Annotated in this window: 19 protein-coding genes; 8 read left to right on the top strand and 11 right to left on the bottom strand. The window is 51.9% G+C overall.

Annotation, left to right across the window (positions count from 1 at the left end; translation table 11 throughout):
* Positions 1–73: 73 nt before the first annotated feature.
* From QMG16_RS01790 to QMG16_RS01770, 5 genes are all read right to left on the bottom strand, one after another.
* Positions 74–1,129, bottom strand: coding sequence for a UDP-N-acetylmuramate dehydrogenase (locus QMG16_RS01790; RefSeq protein WP_281791949.1), 1,056 nt, complete (start codon positions 1,127–1,129; stop codon positions 74–76).
* Between the two features lie 7 nt (positions 1,130–1,136).
* On the bottom strand, positions 1,137–2,243 hold the full coding sequence (rho, locus tag QMG16_RS01785) for a transcription termination factor Rho (RefSeq protein ID WP_281797019.1): 1,107 nt from the start codon (positions 2,241–2,243) through the stop codon (positions 1,137–1,139).
* Between the two features lie 56 nt (positions 2,244–2,299).
* On the bottom strand, positions 2,300–5,326 hold the full coding sequence (locus QMG16_RS01780) for an alpha/beta fold hydrolase (protein WP_281791948.1): 3,027 nt from the start codon (positions 5,324–5,326) through the stop codon (positions 2,300–2,302).
* A gap of 604 nt (positions 5,327–5,930) precedes the next feature.
* The gene (locus QMG16_RS01775) at positions 5,931–6,329 is read right to left on the bottom strand and encodes an Hsp20/alpha crystallin family protein (RefSeq protein WP_281791947.1); all 399 of its coding nucleotides are present in this window, start codon (positions 6,327–6,329) and stop codon (positions 5,931–5,933) included.
* A gap of 59 nt (positions 6,330–6,388) precedes the next feature.
* A complete protein-coding gene (locus QMG16_RS01770; RefSeq protein ID WP_281791946.1) occupies positions 6,389–6,844 on the bottom strand; it encodes an Hsp20/alpha crystallin family protein in 456 nt (151 codons plus the stop codon).
* 207 nt (positions 6,845–7,051) lie between these two features.
* On the opposite strand from QMG16_RS01770, the gene QMG16_RS01765 reads away from it, so the two are divergent.
* Positions 7,052–7,687, top strand: coding sequence for a tyrosine-type recombinase/integrase (locus tag QMG16_RS01765; RefSeq protein WP_281791945.1), 636 nt, complete (start codon positions 7,052–7,054; stop codon positions 7,685–7,687).
* 14 nt (positions 7,688–7,701) lie between these two features.
* Here QMG16_RS01765 and QMG16_RS01760 read toward each other — a convergent pair whose 3' ends face one another.
* Positions 7,702–8,295: an HD domain-containing protein gene (locus QMG16_RS01760; RefSeq protein WP_281791944.1), complete on the bottom strand. Its 594-nt coding sequence runs from the start codon at positions 8,293–8,295 to the stop codon at positions 7,702–7,704.
* Between the two features lie 621 nt (positions 8,296–8,916).
* Here QMG16_RS01760 and QMG16_RS01755 point away from each other — a divergent pair.
* Together QMG16_RS01755 and QMG16_RS01750 are read left to right on the top strand one after the other, a co-directional pair.
* Positions 8,917–9,576 (top strand): L,D-transpeptidase, encoded by a 660-nt coding sequence (locus tag QMG16_RS01755; protein WP_281791943.1) that lies wholly within the window; start codon positions 8,917–8,919, stop codon positions 9,574–9,576.
* A gap of 276 nt (positions 9,577–9,852) precedes the next feature.
* On the top strand, positions 9,853–10,359 hold the full coding sequence (locus QMG16_RS01750) for a L,D-transpeptidase family protein (RefSeq protein ID WP_281797017.1): 507 nt from the start codon (positions 9,853–9,855) through the stop codon (positions 10,357–10,359).
* A 361-nt stretch (positions 10,360–10,720) separates the two neighbouring features.
* Here the strand turns inward: QMG16_RS01750 and QMG16_RS01745 are convergent, their stop codons facing one another.
* Positions 10,721–11,188, bottom strand: coding sequence for a sll1863 family stress response protein (locus QMG16_RS01745; RefSeq protein WP_281791942.1), 468 nt, complete (start codon positions 11,186–11,188; stop codon positions 10,721–10,723).
* Between the two features lie 558 nt (positions 11,189–11,746).
* Here QMG16_RS01745 and QMG16_RS01740 point away from each other — a divergent pair.
* A complete protein-coding gene (locus QMG16_RS01740; protein WP_281791941.1) occupies positions 11,747–12,562 on the top strand; it encodes a L,D-transpeptidase in 816 nt (271 codons plus the stop codon).
* 12 nt (positions 12,563–12,574) lie between these two features.
* On the opposite strand, the gene QMG16_RS01735 is transcribed toward QMG16_RS01740, so the two are convergent.
* Genes QMG16_RS01735 through QMG16_RS01720 form a run of 4 tightly spaced genes read right to left on the bottom strand, consistent with a single transcriptional unit; the run spans position 12,575 to position 16,790 of the window.
* Positions 12,575–13,741 (bottom strand): ABC transporter permease, encoded by a 1,167-nt coding sequence (locus tag QMG16_RS01735; protein ID WP_281791940.1) that lies wholly within the window; start codon positions 13,739–13,741, stop codon positions 12,575–12,577.
* The gene (locus QMG16_RS01730) at positions 13,742–14,896 is read right to left on the bottom strand and encodes an ABC transporter permease (protein WP_281791939.1); all 1,155 of its coding nucleotides are present in this window, start codon (positions 14,894–14,896) and stop codon (positions 13,742–13,744) included.
* On the bottom strand, positions 14,862–15,575 hold the full coding sequence (locus QMG16_RS01725) for an ABC transporter ATP-binding protein (protein WP_281791938.1): 714 nt from the start codon (positions 15,573–15,575) through the stop codon (positions 14,862–14,864). The genes QMG16_RS01730 and QMG16_RS01725 overlap by 35 nt, the downstream gene beginning before the upstream one ends.
* A complete protein-coding gene (locus QMG16_RS01720; protein ID WP_281791937.1) occupies positions 15,576–16,790 on the bottom strand; it encodes an efflux RND transporter periplasmic adaptor subunit in 1,215 nt (404 codons plus the stop codon). It lies immediately after the preceding gene.
* A 456-nt stretch (positions 16,791–17,246) separates the two neighbouring features.
* On the opposite strand from QMG16_RS01720, the gene QMG16_RS01715 reads away from it, so the two are divergent.
* The 4 genes from QMG16_RS01715 to QMG16_RS01700 all read left to right on the top strand — a co-directional run bounded on the left by QMG16_RS01715 (position 17,247) and on the right by QMG16_RS01700 (position 20,509).
* Positions 17,247–18,242, top strand: coding sequence for a methyltransferase (locus QMG16_RS01715; protein WP_281791936.1), 996 nt, complete (start codon positions 17,247–17,249; stop codon positions 18,240–18,242).
* 109 nt (positions 18,243–18,351) lie between these two features.
* Positions 18,352–18,639 (top strand): hypothetical protein, encoded by a 288-nt coding sequence (locus tag QMG16_RS01710; protein WP_373878650.1) that lies wholly within the window; start codon positions 18,352–18,354, stop codon positions 18,637–18,639.
* Complete coding sequence (gene hutI, locus QMG16_RS01705) at positions 18,636–19,880, top strand: imidazolonepropionase (RefSeq protein WP_281791934.1); 1,245 nt, start codon at positions 18,636–18,638, stop codon at positions 19,878–19,880. Before QMG16_RS01710 ends, hutI begins: the two co-directional genes overlap by 4 nt.
* Positions 19,877–20,509, top strand: coding sequence for a cyclodeaminase/cyclohydrolase family protein (locus QMG16_RS01700; RefSeq protein WP_281791933.1), 633 nt, complete (start codon positions 19,877–19,879; stop codon positions 20,507–20,509). Before hutI ends, QMG16_RS01700 begins: the two co-directional genes overlap by 4 nt.
* Positions 20,510–20,539: the final 30 nt, after the last annotated feature.

Here is a 20,539-nt window from a genome sequence, read left to right as displayed (position 1 = left end):
TCTCGTGAATGCCTGGATTCCGGTTTTCACCGCAATGATGATCAAGGGTATTCGGACCGTTTAGAGATAGTTTCTAAAAACCGACAAACCGCACCTCGGGGCTAAGGCGGACACCAAAAGTTTTCCTCACCTTCTCCTGCACTTCCCTTGCAAAATCGACAACATCCTGCGCAGTAGATCCTTCGTAAGCCACGACAATAAGTGTATGCCTGGGCGACAGCCCAACATTTCCCTTCCTGTATCCGCAAGTAAAGCCCGCACTCTGAATGAGGCATGCCGCAGATATCTTCACTTCTCCAGAATCGACAGGCCAGGCCCAATTGCTGCATCCTCCCGCTTTCCGCACCTTCTTCTCGATTTCTTTGAAGCTTTCCGCATCCACTACCGGATTTTTGAAAAAGGAACCGGCACATTGAAAACATTCGTGGCCCGGACGCACGAGCAGTCCTTTTCCGTCCCTTATGGCAATAACGCAGTCCCTCACCTGCTGGATGGTGACATCGGAAATTTCCCTGAGACGATTCTCGAGTTCTCGATAACGGATAGCTACCTTCCCATTCTTTTTCAGGCGGAAGGTAACACTCGTTATGAGGTATCTGCCCGCTGCAACAGTATTGAAGATACTCTTGCGATATTCGAATCTGCAGTCTTTGTTGCCGAAAGAGACGGATCTGCCCGTATCCATATCGATCGTACCGACTTCGGCTATTGTGTCGGATACACTTTGACCATAGGCCCCAATGTTCTGAACCGGGGAAGCCCCCACTGTGCCGGGGATTCCCGCAAGGCACTCCGTCCCCTGCAAATCATCTGCAATACACCGGTCGACAAATTCCTGCCAATCTTCTCCCGAACCGGCATGCACCAGGGTATCCCCACCTTCTTCCCGACGATGGAAGCCATTGATTCTGTTGAGGATAACAAGACCGTCAAATCCTTTATCGCTTATGAGAACGTTGCTTCCACCCCCCAGGATAAAAATGGGTAAATTCTGCATCTTGGCAAAGTCGATCGCTTCGAGAGCTTCTTCCTCGGATCTCACGGAAACAAAATACCTGGCCGCTCCTCCCACTCTGAAGGTTGTGAGATCCGCCAGAGGATAATTTTCTATGATTTCAATACATGCCATATGCGTTTCATACCTCTATAGGTCTGCCCGCTTGGAAAAGTTGGTCGTTGGTCGGAGTCCTCTCCAGAAGTCGGAGCAATTCGAGCATGGCCTCTTTCGGTCCGATGTCCGCCAGGCGACGCCGCAGAGCGGCCAGCCAGGCTATTTCGTTACTGGAGTAAAGGAGTTCCTCCTTGCGCGTACCACTGGTCAGCAGATTGATGGCCGGAAAAATCCTGGCTTCCGCGAGTGAACGGTCGAGTATGATCTCGCTGTTGCCGGTCCCCTTGAACTCCTGAAAAATATAGTCATCCATGCGTGAACCCGTTTCGATGAGCGCCGTGGCGATTACCGTCACGGAGCCCCCGTTTTCGATGTTGCGGGCCAGTCCGAAAAATCGTCGTGGAATCTCAAGAGCCTTGGCATCCAGCCCGCCTGACAGGGTTCGGCCTGAGCCCGCCCCGTGCAGGTTAAACGCACGGCCCAGACGCGTGATGCTATCGAGCAGCACGACGATATCGCGACCGCATTCCAGTTCACAGCGGATGTGCGCCAAAGTCATTTCAGCCAGGTTGACGTGCGACTGGATGTGCTGATCGTTGGAACTGGCCAGCACTTCCGCCGGCACACTTCGACGAAAATGAGTCACTTCCTCAGGCCGTTCATCGATCAGCAGGACGATAATACGTGTCCCCGGATCGGCGGTGTGAATCGCATTGGCAATCTCTTCCAAGAGGCGGGTTTTACCCGTCTTGGGTGGCGCCACGATCAGCCCCCGTGTCCCTTTGCCGACAGGAGCGATCAATTCGATGGCGCGCATGGAAATGTTTCCCCCGTCTCCAAGTCTGATCCTTTCCCTCGGATCGATGGGCACCAGCCTGTCAAACGGGGTGCGGATCCTGAACTGCTCCGGCGATAGACCGCAAACGGACGCAACGGTTGCCAGCTGATATCCCTTTTTCCCACTTTGAGCCGTCCCCTCGACCAGGGCGCCATCTACCAGTCCATATTCCCGGATGAGCTTCGACGACACCCATACATCCTCGGAACTGGGTTGAAAAGAGCGCGCAGCATCCCGTAGAAAGCCGCCACCCCGTGGTAGTGATTGGAGGACCCCCCTGACTGACCGGGACATATCTGAAATCATTCTGATTGAGTTCCTTTCCCTTGTTTGCAAGATATGGAAATCGGTCAATCCGACTCCCCTCTTTTCAGTACGAAGTTCTGACTGCCGTAGTGGATATAATCGGCCCAATCCACAGATTTGAGTTCTGCCACGGCCTTCCTCCCCTCAAGCAGAGACTCACCGATGGATTTTCCAGCGAGCAACCGGGTGTAAAAGATCTCTGCAAAGGTTTTAGCTGGAGCGTCCCCCACCGGCCAGTAGGTTCCCACATAGTTTGCGACGCCGCCTCGCAAAAATGCTTCGGCCAGACCGACGCTCACCCCGATGCGTTTGTGCATTTCCGGAGCTTTCGTATCTCCCCGCTTGCGGATACGGGCCGCCTCGCACGCATTGAAAAAGACCAGGCCGGGAAGGTTCCCCAACCCCGCAAGTTCCGATCCTCGAAGCGGGTCGCCACCGCTGCAAACGATTCCGCTGCGCGATGGGTGTAGAGCATCGAAAAAGGCATGCCCCGCATAATGAATGACATCGTATTTTCCCGAAGTAAATGCGGCGAGCAAAGCTTGTTTCGTAGCTTCGGCACCCCTCAGGAGATGGACCTGTACTCCCGGGTTGGCGCCAAAAATCTCGGCGATGCGATTTCCTTCCTCCTCGGCTCCTTCCAGATCCTGCGTCGGATTGACCACCAGAAGCAGGTCGAGCACCTCGCCGTAGCTGCGCTTTTCCAGCCATTTGGCTACGGATAGGTTCTCTGCTGCGTAGCGGCGACTGAGTCCCCCCTCCATGGCGGGAAACCAGTCCCTCACCCGCAATGTTTCCCAGGGTATGCGTGAACTTGGAGCGTCATGCACCAGCACCAAATGGTGGTCCTTCATGGTGCTGAGCACGGCATCCACTTCGGGGGTGAGGATCAACTCCGCCAATCGTTCCCCATAACCGGAAAGTTTTGGGAACGTGAAGCGATCTGTTTCGATCAATCGCAAATGAACGTCCAGATCACTCTTCTTGATTTCCTTGACTCCCGTTATGACCGTCGCCTTGGCCCCGGCGGTCAACACTGCGGCACGAAAATGGAGACTGCTGTCGGATTCCCCTTCCTGACGGACGACGAGGTAAGCGGGATCGCGGCCCCCTGGAGGAAGTCCCCTGCCTTCTTCGGGCTCCACGGCCGGCGGCAGAGTGACTTCATCGAGGGTCACTTCAATGTCCTCAAAAAGCGGTGTACTCGATAGACGATATATTTCCTGCTTCATTTCATCATACCGTTTCGGGTCCATCTCACAGAAAGTGATTCCCCGAAAGCGGTGATTCGAATCCGCATCGCGAAGTCCCCTGAAAAAACCGATGAGCAGGTTTTCCAGGGATCGAGTCGTTCCCATCCCCGATGCTCCCGCCAGAATCAACGTGGCGAAATCGTCGATGCGAGTCCGAATGAAAGTACGAATGATATTTTCCGCTGTAAGCTGCAAAACTTCATCCGTAAAAAGGTCAAACGCCCCCAACCCTGCAAAAAGGATCATATCCGCCCGCACGGGATGGCGCCCGGTGGGTAGCAGAAAGACCTCACCGATATTTCCCGAAAGCATGCGCCGCGCCGTGAATTCCGAAATCACGCCATCCAGCCGCCGATCGAGAGCCTTGGAAGCCCCCGCCGGTTCCACGTCTTTGAAAAGCCCCAACACATAGGCATCGGAATCCACCTCGGTGATGCTTCCGAGAGCCAGCCGAATGTCCAGGCGCTGCTGACGTCTGCGTCCGACAACGAGTCGATTGAATTCGTGAGCGTAGCTCCTGGGCTGCCCATAGGGCTTGGCGGCGCTGGGAGGAAGTGCCTCGGGGCCCGCAACACCGGGCGCGGCAAACTCCTCTATGAGATGCCGCAGTTCGCTTTCCCTCACAGCAGCCCCTCGTCGTCCTTCGAAGACGGGAACCTGCAATTCCCTGGAATCCACCCACCTTGGAACCGCCCGGCGGACCGGCGTCCATTCATCGGAAAGCATCGCAGTACTTCCTGTGGAGAGAATGTCCTTTACGGCCTGGGCCACCAAGGCGTTATTGGGCAAGTTGCCGTGGGATTCCTCTATGTAATAGGTTTTTGCACCCGGCAACTGAGCGAAGGCAAGAGGAACCGTCCCATCCCCGTTTGGAGTCATCTCATATTTAAAATCGCTGTTCCCCTGTTTGAGTCCGGTAATGGTCTCCTGGTTGACTCCGGCGATGAGTACAAAGCGGTCATCCGCAGAAGCCAGCATCTGCTGGGTTACGGGAGCACTCGCGAGCAAGTCGGCCCGAGGGCGGGGTCCCGTTTCCGGCCAACTCCCCGAATCGTAGAGGTCGATGTCATCAAAAACCGTCTTCCATGGCAACATCTGATAGAGTCCGGGAAAGGTGTTGAAAACCTCAGAGGCCAGCTCTTCAGGAGTATGGCGAAGGTCCACTGCGGCCACCTTGCGCACAACGGGATAGACTCCTCGCAACGCCTGTACGGGAACAAACGATCCATGATTGGGAGTTCCAAGCATGATCAAGCGTTTGATTTTAGATACATTTTGTGCCATGGCAGCGCGCGCTACCAGCCCTCCCATGCTGTGAGCGACCAGATACACCCTCGATGCGCTCTCACGGTTTATCCGGTCGGCCAGCTGTCTGCCCAGAAAGGCAATATCCTGTCTCCAGTCGAAAGGATGAAAATCCGCGTCATAGCCCGCACTCTTCAGTCTGAGCTTCAACTTGAGGTACGCAAGGAGAATCACGCCAACGGCCTCAAATGTTGTCGGCGTATGGTCCAAAGCCAGAGATTCCAGTCTTCCCAGCACGATTTCGACAGGATCGATCCATAATACATCGTCAAAGATCAGTCCACGCTGACCCAGCTTCGAACCCATTATTCCGGGAAGAATCAGTACTCGAGGTCCGCCGCGAACGCTTCTGGTATTGGCCTGTCTCGCAAGTTCACGAAGCTCCTCGTATTGCTGTTCCCCAAAATAGCGTTCCAGCATGCCGGCATGATCTCCTGAAAGCAGGACCTCTTCAAACTTGTCGTCGGATAATCGAAAGCCAGACACATTGGAATTGGATTGTTCCCGGATCATCTCGATTCCTCCTTGCATTTGTGAGACACTGAACTTCTCTCGGGTTCCCTCATGCGTGCCGTGTGTTTCAGCCTCTTTTACTCTGCATCTCCTAGAGACTGATCTTTACAGGTTTAAGCAACAGGGTATCAGCCTTTTCGAAAAAAGTCTTGATGCGGCTTTTCGCCTAGCGGGCATCCAGGGCTTCCCTGCTCTTCCAGTTTTCATAAAAAAGAAAGAGGGTTTTCTCTTCGATGTCGATAACACCAAATAAGTTGCAGTCGAATAGAGAGATACGAAACGGCCGCGAGATTATCCAAGCGGATTTGACAGCTCTTTCTATCAAACATACGGAATGCACGTCGTCAATGAGAAAGGTTTGAAATGTTAAAAAATATAAGGAAGCTATGTTGGAAAGGAAATCTGCCGGGGAGCAAACGTGGAATTGCCTCTTTTCTGATGCCTCCAATTCCAATGGGAGGCGCCACCCGTTCCTTTGTCAGGAACGGGTGGCGCCCCTCGCATCAACCATACTCATGGTGTCTTTTAACCGGGACCTCTACGGATCGACTCTCCCTGCCGATTCCTCTCCGTGAGTTCCGGTATATCGACTCATCTCATGGGATCATGATGCTTTTACTGTGATTGTACGAGGCCTTGCAGCTTCCGACTTGGGAAGGATTACGCGCAGTACCCCGTTTTTCATGGAAGCCTCGATCTTGTTCTGATCAATTACATTTGAAAGAGTGAACTGCCTGTAATAATCGCCCACGGTGTATTCGCGCAACAGAAGTCGACCGGGACACTCTTCCGTGCCGACGGTTCCTCTGATGGTGAGTTTGTCTTTGTCCAGATCGATGCTGACGCCATCGATAGGAACTCCGGGCATATCGGCCACCAAAGTCAATGCACTTTCGGATTCATAAATATCCACCGGGGGAATATAGACCGGCACATTGCGGGTGCTCTCAGCCCCCGTCTGAAGTTCTTTCTTTTCCTGCACCTGCAGATCTTTTTCTGCCATGATTCTACCTCCTGTCCTCAATTCTGCGAGAAGCGTTGAAGGCCTTTCGTCACAATTCACTATGACGTCTTGACTTCGATCTTCTTGGGTTTAGCCGTTTCCGCTTTGGGAAAAATGATTTTGAGAATGCCGTCTTTGAAGTCAGCCACCACTCCTTCTACATTCACATCATGAGAGAGGGTAAGGGCTTTGTGGAATTTTCCGAACCTGCGTTCACGGCGATGGTAGTTTACATTCTCCACTTCGTCGGCTTTGCGTTCGCCTCGAAGGTTGAGCGTTTTTCCCACGACAGAAATATCGATATCAACGGGTTGAATTCCGGGCAGTTCCGCATAGACGTAAATGTTGTTTTCATCTTCCATTACATTGACTGGAGGAAACACGCCGGAAGTTACCATTTGAGGACCTTCTCCCATAAAACCGGAGAAGAGTCGGTCCACTTCTCTTTTCAGTCTTGCCATTTCCTGAAATGGATTCGAAAATTCAAAGGGATTGTAATAACGAACGATAGCCATAGAGAAGTCCTCCTTTCCAGTTAATTGTCTTTGATCTTTCGGCATTTCACTCATTCGAGCTCAAAGTAAGATTAGCCGAAAAAGGTGTCAATACACGATTAAAAAAAAATTCGTGTAAGTAAGTTTCATATTGAAAAACGGCTTTTTTATGCCTATCTATAAGAACAAATGATTCGCGCGTGCATGCGAAAAAGGGGAGAGAAAGTCATGGTCAAAAAGGGCATCAGCAATGAAAATCCACCCTCTGTTTCCGGTCCCCGTTCACCCGTCGACTACCTGAATCGGGCTCAGGTACAGAGGCTTACGCAATCCTTTGAAATCTGGAAGGACTCTGCGCCGAACAGCTATATCCGCCGTGTGCGTGGAAGATACTGGTTGGTATATCTCTATCTGCGCTTTACGGGAGCACGCCTTGGGGAAATATTGAGAATAGATGATTCCACCGACATTGATTACCGCCTGCACCAGATCAAAGTCACCATCGAAGGGCCTTCATCGATAAAAAAAGTCCTGCGAATGATTCCCGTACCCGAAGATCTCATACTTCAGGTCATTGAATACCTTTCCGAGTTTCCCGGTATGCGTGGAAATGTTTTTGCCCTGGACCAGGGCAATTTCAGAAGAGAATTCTATAAGAGAGCAGAAGAGGCGGACATTCCCAGGCATCTTTCGCACCCTCATATTCTGCGTCACACCCGTGCCATAGAGATGATTGAAGCGGGAGTGCCTCTCACCATGGTGCGGGACCTCCTGGGACACTCCCTTTTGAGCACAACAACCGTCTACCTGCAGAAGACGGAGATCACGTCCATCGTTATTCTGAAGCAAAAAGGCTTACTTTGAGCCGCTTCAGGACCTCATTCAGAAAGCATTTTCCCTGCTACCGCGTCATCGATGAGCTCAAGGGCATATTTCCACAGGTCCGGAGCCCCCGCTTCGATGCGCTGGTTCCTTGAAATCACCTGGCTTTTCTTCACCCCATGCTTCTGCCACATTTTTCCACCCGTGATGTAGTTATTGAGCAACGGCTGAAGACGATCAAGCGCCGCGGCATAACGGGATTCCGGAGTTACACCCGATTCGAATTCATTCCAGAGAGCGTGCAATTCTTCAGACTGATCGGGAGGCAACATATTGAAAAGGCGATCTGCAGCCTTTTGCTCCCTCTCGGCCTTGTTCTGATTGGCCGTTACATCGTAGCAGTAAGTGTCTCCCGCATCGATTTCAACCAGGTCATGGATCAGGAGCATTTTCACGACGCGAAAGATATCGAGCGGCTTCACTTCTGCATATTCTTGCAACAGAAAAGCCATTATGGCGATGTGCCAGGAATGTTCGGCCGAATTTTCCTGGCGGGAAGCATCGGCTAAAAGAGTTTGACGCACAACGCGCTTCAACTTGTCCATTTCGACGATGAATTCGATTTGCATTTTAAGGCGATTCACATTCATGGGTTTACGCTCTTCTCCATTGCATCGATGCGGCAGCGGGTCCAGATTTCTGCCGCTTTTCCAGGGGTCAGGTTATCGTCACAAGAGGCACTTTGTGCCCCCACCAAAAAAGATGATTCCATTTCAACTCCCAAAGCTGTGAAAATCAGCTCATCTATAACACACAAAATCGATCGTTTAATCATCTAGTGGTTGAAATTCACCGAATTCTCTGGTAGGGCGTAGCATTCAAAAACATCCTGTTTTAGTGAACGGGGTGTTTTGGGGAGAACAACTTTTTATGGGTAGCCCCACTGCATGGTCCGCCTGTTTCAAAAGGCAGATCCGGCGGTGTCGCTTTCAAGATATCCTAAAGGGCTTTGAGCTGTTTGTTTTTTCATATGCAAAAAACCTGATTTTATGCGTAAGACATGCCGGATTTGGCGCCTCCCGTTTCTGGCGAGGTGGGGATGGGTATTTTTTGCCTGCAGCATGTTCTGTGGATGCGCAGCCAAGCAGGTTAATCTCGATCAGATTTACGAGTGGCCCCATTCTGAAAATGCGCAAGAACAAAAGCGGGGCAGCTCTCAAAAATCCCCAGCCAAAACGGTCAATCTCAGCAGACAATGGAAAAAACGGGTGATGACGGAAAAGGAAATTCAGACCCTGGGGGAAAAGGATCCCCGCCTTGACCGTCTCACCTGCCTGGAAATCTTGGCCCGTCTCAACGGCAAGGCATCCTACTACATTGCAAAAGATATCAAGAAGAAATGCCCATTGAAAGTGCCCAACGATTTTCACGCATTTAGATACTGGTCTCCGTTGCCGGATCGCATTGAACATGTCAGGCATGTTCCCAAGTTCATCCTCGTGGTGAAGAATATCCCCTTTATCGGCTGGTACGAAAAGGGAAAGCTTGTGGGAGATACCATCACATGCATCGGCAAGAAGCCGGAATGGACCAGAAACGGCCTTTACAAGGTGGAAGAAAAGGATGCAAGTCACGTCTCCCAAAGCTATCCCAATGCTTACGGACGCCCGGCAGCCATGCCTTTAGCTCTCAAGGTCTATGGAAACGTGTGGATCCACGCCGGCGATGTCGTTGGGGGCTATTCCTCCCATGGATGCATCAATCTTCCCCTCTCCTCCGCAGAGGAGCTCTTCCGTTGGGCCGACAAAGGTACTCCCGTCTTGATCACGGATTCACTCAAAAATATTCAAAAGGACCTGAAGGGGACGACAAAAAATAAACCTCCCCCTTCCGTACCTCAAAAGTCCACAACCTCCAACTCTAGAGGATGAGGCGTGGATTTTGCTAAACAATATTTTTCAGTGAACACAAATGTTTTGTTGGTGTCGTGTGAGGCAAGATGGTTCAAGTCAAGATTGACCATGTAATGAGGGAAAAAAATGAAAGGTACTAAATTGCTTTGGAAGGAAAAAAACGCGGTCGCATTGTCTCTTTTTTTGACTCTCATTTTGTTTCTACCTTCTTGTTCTACAGTCGAACAAAAGCCTCCCAGCATTACAAAATGTGTTTTACCTCCTTCGGAACCCTCAAGGCCCGAGTATGAAGGTGTGCCTTACTGTGCTGTAGATTTTAATTTTCCTCTTTCTGCGGTCTCGAACCCATCACTTTATGTTTTGAAGAAAGATCGCAGACTCCTGGTGCTCAATGATGGAGTTATCGTAAGAGATTATAAGATAGGGCTTGGGCCGAACCCTTCAGGCGACAAGCTCTTTCAGGGAGACGGAAGGACTCCGGAAGGAGAGTTCTTCATTTGCAAGAAAAATGCTTCCAGCAAATTTTACAAGTCTCTCGGCCTCAACTACCCGAGCCCTAAACATGCCTGGGAAGCTCTGAACATGGGCATTATCTCCCCGGGGGATTACAAAAATATTGTGAAGGCCAACGAAAATATGACTCTTCCCCCTTACAACACAAAACTGGGGGGAGCCATTTTTATCCACGGTGGAGGAAATCGTTTTGACTGGACTGAAGGCTGCATTGCCTTGAACAACAGCAGCATGGATGAACTCTTCAAAGTGATACGCGTTGGCACACCCGTGAAGGTCCTGCCCTGATTTCTTGCTGAAGGAAAAGGCGGCAGTCCCATGAGGCGGCGTGTCCGCTCCAACCCAAAACACGTCGTTTCTCTGACATCTTTTTCAGCATACACAAAAAAACCATGGGGAGGATTCTTTTGAATCCCCATGGCTTTTTGAAATTATCTGCAGAAACGCCCCTTGCCCACGACAATCAACAGGCAAAATCACACGCTCCTGCGAGATGCGAATTTCATCCTTCGTTGTAACCGCCCTGTTTAGAGCCTATCCGAAAACATTCCTCGGCAGCAGACACCCCCCTTCAATTCCCCCCTCGAGGGGGACTAAGGGGGGTGTCGCAAAGTCCACAAGGGGTTTTCGGATAGGTTCTTCATTGAGGTTATTTGAAATGAGAAGCAGCCTGCTCATAGGATTTTTTCAACTCATTCAAAGAATTATCCAGGCCGGTTTTTATGTTTTCCCAACCCGTCCCCGTATCGGACTTGAGAGCGGTCAATTTCTTCGCCAATTCCTGCTCTTCTGCTTTCAGCTTTTCCATTTCTTTAGCAAACTGTGCCTTGGATTCCTCTTTAATGGTTGCGGCCTTAGCGTCTAACTCTTCAATTTTTTTATTGTAATCATCCAAGGCAGCCTGCAGTTTCTTTTCGTACTCTTCCTTCTGCTGTTTTACGAGTGCAGTCGCCTTATCCACCGTTTCTTTGGCTTCTTTTTTCACTTCACCCGGAGTAACAGCAGTCGGAGCGGTCGTTGTGGTTTTCTCGGGCTCTTTCTTCTCACCACAGCCCCAAAACAGTCCCATACTCAGAATGAACACTGTAAGCATCATAAATAATTTACTTTTGTTCATGATTTACCTCCTCGATTCTATGTTCACGTTCAGATCCTGTCCAGTGACACGACATAGAACAAACTCTCGACGGTCGAGAGTAGGCCACTCTTTTTACATAAAAAAAGGACTTGTAAGACTCAAAAAATGCAGATCATTGATCCCCCATGACCGGGGCACTCTCAACGAAAAATGAAAAGACGTCAAAGAGAAGTCCAATCCCTTCACATCAAACTTCCAATCGACATTTGAGAAGTACATTCAAGCAGAATCAATTTAGGCCAGTTATAGGGCTCCCGCCGGCATCTGTCAAGTTCGTGACTCCGAGTTGCCTTATGTCGACTGTGATTTTCCCTTTGGAATCAAGCGGAGTATCTCCATGATGCCTTTCAAAAGAAAGTAAGCCACACCCGGTTCTTCTCTTTCTTCTCCCTTGAATGACAAAAATTTCGTGAGAATTCCTCAAAATTTGCTATATTGCCTCTCCGCTAAAAGGTAGAGAGATGCGGACAAACTCCTGATAATGGCACGGAAGACCTGGAGTTTTGTACAAAAGGGTTTAACGGAAGGGCTTAAGGGATGAAAAACTTATTGGAACGGAAGTGGCTGGTGATTTGGATGGGTTGCACACTCTTGTGGGGATGTGGGACAAAAGAGGTTTATCAATCCCGTGTTTCTCAAACCCCACCTCCGGTGGTCACCCAAACCGAAAAGAAGGTGGTGCCGGAAATCCCCGTCCAGGGGTGGACCAAACGCACCGTGACCGAAGATGAACTGACGCAGGCCTGTGAAACGGACCCGGAATTGACGGTCAGCCGGTGCAAGGAAATCCTCGCCCGGTTGAATGCCAAAGCACCCTATTATATTTCCGACGATATGCGAACCGGCCGCATCATGAAGGTTCCGAACGATTTCCGCGCATACAAAAACTGGACCCCCCTACCCGTGAACATACCCGAAATCCATGACATTCCCAGGTTTATTCTCATAGACAAAGAGAACTTCTTTATTGGCTGGTACGAAAGGGGCACCCTCAGGGGAGACACGCAGATCTGCATCGGCAGGAAGGGCGAAGAGACTCTTGCAGGAATTTACAGGGTCCTGGAAAAGGACCCGGATCACTATTCCCGAAGCTATACCAATTCATACGGCCGCCCGGCGTGGATGCCGTGGGCACTGAGGATCTATGAAGTGGTTTGGATCCATGCGGGAGACATCACGGAGCCGCGTTGCTCCCACGGCTGTGTGACTCTGCCGCTGGACCCCGCTAAGGAACTCTTCAATTGGGCGGATACCGGCACTCTTGTCATGGTCATCGAATCTATGGGCGATCTGCAGCAGGATCTGAAAAAGCACTCGCAATTCATGCGTTCCACCAAGTTTTCTTCCCGGTAACCGTGCGATGCGTTATGCCTCTCTGAGGGCCTCCACGATATTCATCCTGGAGGCCCGAAAAGCGGGCAAGATGCCTCCGGCGAATCCCATGATCAGGGAAAAGATGAGCGCCTGGTAGACGATCTGAGAAGTGAGGGCAAAGCTGAAAGCCAGCTCGGAAAAGGTCTGAAAGTTTGTGGTCGAGATGGTGAAAAACTGAAGAAACGAAGCGAAGAAGAGGCCCGCCAGGCCTCCCATAAGTCCAAGAATGAGGGATTCCAGAAGAAAGGCCAGGAGAATGCTCCCTCGCTGAAAGCCCAATGCCCTCAGGGTGCCGATTTCTGCGGTCCTGTTTGCCACTGCCGAATACATGGTGATCATCGCACCAACGATGGCTCCAAACGAAAACACGATGGTGAGGGATATTCCCAAAATTCTCAGAAACTTGGCCAAGGCTGCCGACTGATCTTCGTAGTATTTGGTTTCACGCCGGGCTTCGAGCGTCAGCCGAGGGTCTCCTTCGATATGTTCTTTGACCGTATCGAATTCCAACGAATCCTGAAGCTTGAAAATGACCGAAGAATAAACGGGTCTTCTGAAACCCTGCATGAGCTGGTCCACATCCCCCCATATTTCCGAGTTGAAGCCCGTTTCACCCGCATCGAAAATTCCAACGATGGTCCACGACCGCGTGGCGAAAAAAATCTCTTCGCCGAGTCCAACGTTTTTGAAGCGTTTGGCGACACTTTGACCTGCCATTATTTCTGAAAGCCCCGACCGGGGAAGACGCCCGGAAACGAGCTTCACCTGTGGCCGCAGCACAAGAGATGTATCGGAAATTCCGCGGATCACCACATTGGATCTGCTTTCCGTCCCCCGTTTTTCCAATGTGATGAGCACCACGAGCTCTTTTGCCAGAAGCCGCCGGCCGTCATCTCCAATCGCAACTTCCGGCTGAGTTTCCACAATGGCAGCCTGATTGCGTTCCACTCCACTCTGAACTTCAGATCCGGCGCCCCGCCGAATCACGATGACGTTGTCGTAAGAACCCGTTTGCACGAGAGTCTTCTGCAGCCCTTCCGCCAGCATGACGATGGAGGCAAATGCAAATACAACCAGCGCCATGCCTGAAGCTGTAAGAACCGTGGTCAACCGCCGCGTCAGAAGGTTTCGAAAGCTGTAGAAAAAGAGAAGCTCCATTCAGGCAATCCTTCGTATCCCCTCGGCAATGCGCACGGACATGGCGCGCCACATGGGAAAAATGGCCGCCAGGATACCCACAAGGAATGAAGCGAGAATATCCAGATAGATGGTCTCTTCCGCCACATTGAAAACGGGAAAGAAATCCCCCACTGCCCTGGAAAAGACATGCGCCGCAGGGAAAGTGAGCAGGATTCCCAGGGCTCCCCCCATGCATGAGATGACGAGCGACTCTCCCAGAATGAGCCCGCCAATGTATCCTCCCCCAAACCCCAGGGTCTTGAACACGGCGTACTCATGCATCCGCTCCCGCACAGACATGGCCATAGTGTTCGCCATTACGGCCAGAATGATCACGATCACCACCAGGGACACCAGCCTTATAGCGGTGATGATCGCCTGGCTCAGGGAAACGAAACCCATTTGGAACGCTTTTTCAGTCTCGGTGAGGGTTTCCGCAAAGGAATTCTTGAACATCCGGTCGATGTTATCCGCTGTTTGAGCAGCCATATCGGCATTGGCCACATCGACGATGTAAAAGCCGACCTGATCCGCTCTTCGGGGCTGCGTCTTTTTTAGGGTTTCATTGAGGTAGGACCAATGAAAAAAGAACTGGTTTTCATCGATGGTGGCATCCTTCCCGCGGTAAATTCCCCGAAGAACAAACTCCCAGTTGCCGGGGAAAATCGTGCCTTTCAGTGGAATGTTGTCTCCGATTTTCCATCCGAACCGCCTTGCCAGTTTCCGGCCCACCACACAAGCTTTTCGATCCCTGAAAAAAGCTTCCTCCTGATCCGGGGAAAGAATATACTCCGGATAGAGAGCCATGTAACCCCTCGGTTCCACGGCGAAGTTGGCGAAAAAATTCTTTTCCGTGATGTAGACTCCCCCAAACCAGTTCCCGTAAGAAACGAGCTGAACCCCTTCCACGCTTCGGATTTTTTCCCGGTAGGAAAGCGGCAGGGAAAAGACCAGGGATATGGAATTTCGAATCACCAGGCGGTTGGCCGATGAGGCTTCCACTCCGGCATACCATGCGCTAATGACGGTGCGCAGCATGCCGAAAGCGAGAATCGCCACACAGATTCCGGATATGGTGAGGATCGTTCGGAGCTTGTGTCTAAAAGAGTTCCGAAAGAGTAGTTTCAGGAGCATCGGCGAGCACGCCTTTATCCAGGAATTTCATGGAATGAGCCCTCCTGGCCGCACGAGGATCATGGGTCACCATGATGATGGTTTTTCCCAGATCATCACTGAGGCGGTCCATGAGCTTCAAGACATCTTCGGCGGAAGCACGGTCGAGATCTCCCGTCGGCTCGTCCGCCACAAGGATTGTCGGGTCCGAAACCACCGCCCGGGCGATGGCCACCCTCTGCTGCTGCCCCCCCGAAAGTTGCCCGGGATAATGATCCATGCGGTCTTGAAGGCTTACCAGCTGGAGCGCCGTTTCCACATGACGGCGCCGTTCCCTCCTGGAGAGATTGGTGAGAAGGAGGGGCAGTTCGACGTTTTCAAAAGCCGTGAGTACGGGAATCAGGTTGTAAAACTGAAAAATGAATCCCACATTGCCGGCGCGCCAGGCGGCAAGTTCCGCTTCGTTGAGCGACGTGACGTCCTCACCCGCCACAAGGATCGTTCCACCATCCGCATGGTCCAGACCAGCGATGAGGTTCAGAAGGGTACTCTTTCCTGACCCCGAAGGCCCCATGAGGGCAAGGAATTCTCCTTCTTCGATATTGAGGGTAATACCCTCCAACACAGGAATGACCTGGTTTCCGCGCCGGTAAGACTTGCACAGACCCTTGATTTCAACCAGGGGCATTTTCTCTTTCATCTATCCTTCCAGAATACTGACCTTGGCACCATCTTTCAGCTTACCGGGCTCCAGAACCACTTTATCGCCCACCTTCACTCCATCGACTATCTCGTTGTAGCTCCCAAGCGCTCTGCCGACCCGAACCGATCTCTTTTCCGCACGGTTGTCCTTCAGCACAAAAACGAAGGGTTCCCTTTCCAGTTCGGCAACAGCCTGCGACAAAACAGCGGTTACAGGTTTTTCCTCGCCCTCTTCAATGTCACGGGCAAGAAAAGCGACCTTGGCGCTCATCTCGGGGAGAATGCGCGGGTCCCTCTTCTCGAAGGCCACCTTCACCATGATCGAGGCCTTGCTGCGATCGGCCGTCGGGACAATCATATGCACGTGCCCTTTGAAACGTTCATTTGGAAACGCATCCAATTCGATTTCACAGGGTTGCCCCACGCGGACTTGTTCTATGTTGGATTCAGAAACATCCGCCTCCACCTGCAGCGAATCCATGTCCGCGATGGAAACGACAGCAGCCTTGGCATTGGCGGCCGCTCCCAGGGGAGTCACGATATCGCCCACATCGGCATCTTTCGTGAGAACGACCGCATCGAAAGGGGAACGGATCGAGGCATATTCCACGGTAACCTGAGCTTCCTTTAAAGCCGCCTGACTGGCTATCAGCGCCGACTCCCTCGCTGCCAGAACGGCAACCGCTTTTTTGTAGCGCGCCTCAGCGGCATCGAGCTCCAGCTCCGAAACCATTCCCTTCTCCACCACCCTCTTCCTGCGGGCATAAGAACTGCGGGCATCTTCCAATTCGGCTCGCGCTTCATTCAAATTGAGCCGCGCCACTTCCACGTTGGCTTTCGCCCTATCCCGCGCCGCATGAGCATCTTCATTTTCCAGCCGGGCGACAAGGTCCCCTTCCTTGATCTCGCTCCCCTCTTCTACGGCAAGGTAGATGAGCCGCCCCGTGATTTTGGAAGCCAGGGCCGCTTTTCGCTGAGCCACCACATAGCCGCTCGCATTGAGAAGTGTAAAGGTCTGAGAGGGATATATCTTCTGGACACTGGTGACGCGCACATCCACCGCCGGCAAGAGAACCCCGGTCCGATAGAGGAGCACTCCCCCCGCTAGAAGCAGAACCGCAAAAATCAGGAACCCATACCGCTTTCTTTTTATACGGCGAGCAGAAACCGAAGCCTTTTCAATGCGCAGTTTTGAAAGATCTTCCTCAGCCATTCCCGGCTGCTCCTTCCAAGGGACTCAGAGAATGAACAGGGGGTGAGTCGCTCTTGAAATCCCCATTTACCAAAGAGGGATTCCACAAGAATTCCAAATTCTTCTCCGTCCCTCCGTGTCTCCGTGGTGAATAACGGGATATTAAAATCTGTCAACTCCCATATACCTACAGACTGAACATGACATGAACATCCCGAAACATTCACCTCCAACCATGAAAAGCGCCGGTCGGGTTTGGAAACCCGGCATCCAGCGTCGGGAGAGGAATCCCGACCTGCAGACGGCGTATTTTGACGGTAATATAATATTTACAACCGACCGTGAACAGAGGAATTGCCGCCGCAATCCGCATTGAGTTTGTCGGAATCGTTTCTATATTGATGGGGAAAAGATCGATTCGCTCTGTGGGACAAGTCGATTCAGAAAAAGGATCCTTTCAGTGAAAGGAGTATATCTATGAACGAAAAAGAATGGAATCCCGGAGAGCTCCTTGAGCTGTCCGGTTATTACTGGAAAACATGTGCGCTGCACGCAGGGGTCAAACTCGGCATCTTCACGGCAATCGGAGAGGAAACACTCACGGCCGGAGAAATCGCTCAAAAAACGCAAACGGATGAAAGGGCCGTGACCATGTTGCTCAACGCCCTGGCATCCATGCAGCTTTTGGCAAAAAAAGGCGACCGGTATGCCAATACCTCTACGGGCAAATCTTTTCTTTCCAGGAATTCACCTCGATACATCGGCCATATCATCATGCACCATCATCATTTGATGGAATCCTGGTCCAAACTGAATCAGGCGGTACAAACGGGGAGGCCGGTGCGAACCAGGTCGGCATTCTCCGATGATGAACGCCGGGAGAGTTTCCTCATGGGAATGTTCAACATGGCCATGAATCTGGCTCCGCAGCTGGTTCCCCAGATCGATCTCAGCGGCCGCAAACACCTCCTGGATCTCGGCGGCGGTCCCGGAACCTACGCCATTCATTTCTGCAAGCACAATCCTCAGCTCCGAGCCACTGTGTACGATCTTCCCACTACGAGGCCCTTTGCGCAAAAAACCATCGCCGCATTCGGGCTTTCCGACCGTATCGATTTCATGGAAGGCAATTTCCTGGAAAAGAATATCGAGGGAACATACGATGTAGCCTGGCTCTCCCAAATTCTCCATGCCGAAGGACCCGAAGATTGTCGAACGATTGTCAAGAAAGCCGCTTCGGTTCTCCAACCCGGGGGTATGATTCTCATTCACGAATTCATTTTGAACGACACCATGGACGGCCCCGTCTTCCCCGCTCTTTTCTCTCTCAACATGTTGCTGGGAACCACCAACGGTCAATCCTATTCGGAACGGGAAATCATGGACATGCTCGCTCAGGCCGGGATAAGGGAAATTCACCGACTTCCTTTCCAGGGCTCCAGCGATTCGGGAATCATTTGTGGGTTGAAGTAAGAGACCTGGACTCCAACGCTGGTGAGCACCTGTCTTCGGGAACTGAAACATGAAATCAGGCGATGTTCCAAACCGGAGAGGTAGCCATCATGGCCAAGGATGCAAGAAATTGGCTCATGTGAAGGCCATGGGGGTCGCTCTGCAGGAACGGGGATGCGTCCAGGTAAGCATGAACATTGTGGATTATGAAAGGAATGCTCTCTACAGGGTTTTGGAACTCGTACGCATGGAAGCTCAAAGGTGGGGAGTCGCCATCGTGGAAACGGAGATCTATGGAATGGTTCCCGCCATAGCCCTCCTGGAAAGTACAGCTCACTACATGCAGATTTCCGGTTTCGACCCAGATCAGATCATTGAAATGCGGTTGCTGGAAATGCTGGGAGAGGATGAAGCATGATACGAAAGCTCTTCAGGAACGCACGCATCACGACACCCATTGACCGGGGAATTCCCCTGTCTGGAAGCAAACAGGGAGATGTCCAGGTTTTCGAACGCGGCGCTCTCTACTGCCTAAATGGCACGATAAAGAATGTGGGCACGGAAGAGGAAGTTTTCGCATCCCTCTCTCCGGGTGAGGTCAACCAGGAAATAGACTGCCGGGGACTCTGTCTTATTCCCGGTTTCGTGGACCCTCATACACACATGTGCTTCACCGTTCCAAGGGAAGAAGAATTTCTCATGCGCCTGCAAGGTGCGGACTACCTGGAAATCCTTCAACAGGGTGGAGGCATTCTATCCTCTGTACGCGCAGTGCGGGCCGCGTCCGATGAAGAACTCTTTTCAGCTACCCTCAAGCACGCCCTTTCCGCCCTGCGTTTGGGCACTACCACCCTTGAAATCAAGAGCGGTTATGGCTTGAACACCACCACCGAACTTCGAATGCTGCAAACCATCGATCGTGTGGGAAGGGAAACTCCCCTGGACGTGGTGGCCACCTTCCTGGGGGCCCATGCCATTGCGGAAGAGTACGCGCATGATCCTGGGGGATATGCCGAACTCGTCATCGAGGAAATGATCCCGGCCGTCGCGAAGCAAGGGATCGCCAGGTTTTGCGATGTCTTTTGCGAAGAAGGGATTTTTCCCTTGGCTGAGAGCAGACGGATTCTGGAGGCGGCAAAGGGTGCGGGGCTCGAGATCAAAATGCACACCGATGAAATACATGACCCGGGAGCATCGGCGCTTGCAGCTGAACTCCAGGCCACATCCGCCGACCATCTCCTCGCTGCAGGCGAAGAAAACCTTCAGGCCATGGCAGCACGGGGAGTCATCGGAGTCCTCCTTCCCGCAACGGCTTACAGCATGCGCAAAGGATATGCACCGGCGCGGAAAATGGTCGAAATGGGTCTTCCGTTGGCTCTCGCCACCGATTGCAATCCAGGCTCCTCCTACACGGAATCCATGCCTTTCGTCATTGGCCTGGCAGTCTACAATATGCACATGACTGTTAACGAAGCGCTAGTGGCGGCGACACTGAATGCGGCTTATGCTTTGAATATGGCTGAAACCGTAGGTAGTCTGGATGTGGGGAAATCGGCCGATTTTCTTCTTCTGGACGGAAAGACCCCCGCTATCCTGCCCTACCGTGCAGGCGTCTCTCCCATAGTGAAAGTCTTCAAACGGGGAGAAGAGGTGTCATGACGCAATTCCGGGAACTGCCGGTTTTCCGCTACGTAGAGGAGGTGGCTTCCCCCAACCCCACTCCCGGCGGAGGAAGTGTCGCAGCACTCTGCGGGGCGCTCGGAGCCGCTTTGTCGGCTATGGTGGCGGGGATCACGCTAAAGCGTGAAAAATTCAAAGACGCATGGAATTCCATGGAAAAAGTCAAAGGGGAAGCCGAGGAACTTTCGGAGATTTTTCTTCGTCTGGCCGAAGACGATTCCAAGGCTTATCTGAGGGTATTGGCAGCTTATGGGCTGCCCAAAGGAACAGAGGCAGAAAAGGCGGCAAGACAGGCAAATCTTCAGGAAGCCTTCAAGAAGGCGGCGGAAGTTCCGCTCCAGACCCTCCGCGTCGTGGAAAGGCTCATGCGAGGGGTCGAAAAAACCATCAAGGAGGGAAACCCCAACGCTCTCAACGATGCAGGTGCTGCTGCATACATCGCCAGGGCAGCCGGAATCATTGCGTTGCAGAACATTCGAACCAACCTTTTCAACATTCGCGATGCATCTTTTGTGAGGGAATACGAAGAGGAAACTCGAGAATTAATGGAAAACATCGATGGTCTTTTTTCCAGAGCGGACGCCATGGTCAGAGAGCGGCTGCCGTGACCACGAACGGCAGAATGCTTCAAAAACCCC

It is taken from the genome of Desulforhabdus amnigena (assembly GCF_027925305.1).
GTDB lineage: Bacteria > Desulfobacterota > Syntrophobacteria > Syntrophobacterales > Syntrophobacteraceae > Desulforhabdus > Desulforhabdus amnigena.
Note: the sequence above shows the minus strand (reverse complement) of the source record. Positions and strands in the feature narration are given on the sequence as shown.

Excerpts from the sequence above, each read along its gene's own strand:
- rho (WP_281797019.1), bottom strand. The coding sequence starts at position 2,243 with ATGTCCCGGTCAGTCAGGGGGGTCCTCCAATCACTACCACGGGGTGGC.
- QMG16_RS01775 (WP_281791947.1), bottom strand. The coding sequence starts at position 6,329 with ATGGCAGAAAAAGATCTGCAGGTGCAGGAAAAGAAAGAACTTCAGACG.
- QMG16_RS01790 (WP_281791949.1), bottom strand. The coding sequence starts at position 1,129 with ATGGCATGTATTGAAATCATAGAAAATTATCCTCTGGCGGATCTCACA.
- QMG16_RS01715 (WP_281791936.1), top strand. The coding sequence starts at position 17,247 with ATGAACGAAAAAGAATGGAATCCCGGAGAGCTCCTTGAGCTGTCCGGT.
- QMG16_RS01735 (WP_281791940.1), bottom strand. The coding sequence starts at position 13,741 with ATGGAGCTTCTCTTTTTCTACAGCTTTCGAAACCTTCTGACGCGGCGG.
- QMG16_RS01760 (WP_281791944.1), bottom strand. The coding sequence starts at position 8,295 with ATGAATGTGAATCGCCTTAAAATGCAAATCGAATTCATCGTCGAAATG.
- QMG16_RS01770 (WP_281791946.1), bottom strand. The coding sequence starts at position 6,844 with ATGGCTATCGTTCGTTATTACAATCCCTTTGAATTTTCGAATCCATTT.
- QMG16_RS01725 (WP_281791938.1), bottom strand. The coding sequence starts at position 15,575 with ATGAAAGAGAAAATGCCCCTGGTTGAAATCAAGGGTCTGTGCAAGTCT.
- QMG16_RS01700 (WP_281791933.1), top strand. The coding sequence starts at position 19,877 with ATGACGCAATTCCGGGAACTGCCGGTTTTCCGCTACGTAGAGGAGGTG.
- QMG16_RS01780 (WP_281791948.1), bottom strand. The coding sequence starts at position 5,326 with ATGATCCGGGAACAATCCAATTCCAATGTGTCTGGCTTTCGATTATCC.
- QMG16_RS01740 (WP_281791941.1), top strand. The coding sequence starts at position 11,747 with ATGAAAAACTTATTGGAACGGAAGTGGCTGGTGATTTGGATGGGTTGC.
- QMG16_RS01720 (WP_281791937.1), bottom strand. The coding sequence starts at position 16,790 with ATGGCTGAGGAAGATCTTTCAAAACTGCGCATTGAAAAGGCTTCGGTT.
- QMG16_RS01755 (WP_281791943.1), top strand. The coding sequence starts at position 8,917 with ATGACGGAAAAGGAAATTCAGACCCTGGGGGAAAAGGATCCCCGCCTT.
- QMG16_RS01730 (WP_281791939.1), bottom strand. The coding sequence starts at position 14,896 with ATGCTCCTGAAACTACTCTTTCGGAACTCTTTTAGACACAAGCTCCGA.
- QMG16_RS01745 (WP_281791942.1), bottom strand. The coding sequence starts at position 11,188 with ATGAACAAAAGTAAATTATTTATGATGCTTACAGTGTTCATTCTGAGT.
- hutI (WP_281791934.1), top strand. The coding sequence starts at position 18,636 with ATGATACGAAAGCTCTTCAGGAACGCACGCATCACGACACCCATTGAC.
- QMG16_RS01765 (WP_281791945.1), top strand. The coding sequence starts at position 7,052 with ATGGTCAAAAAGGGCATCAGCAATGAAAATCCACCCTCTGTTTCCGGT.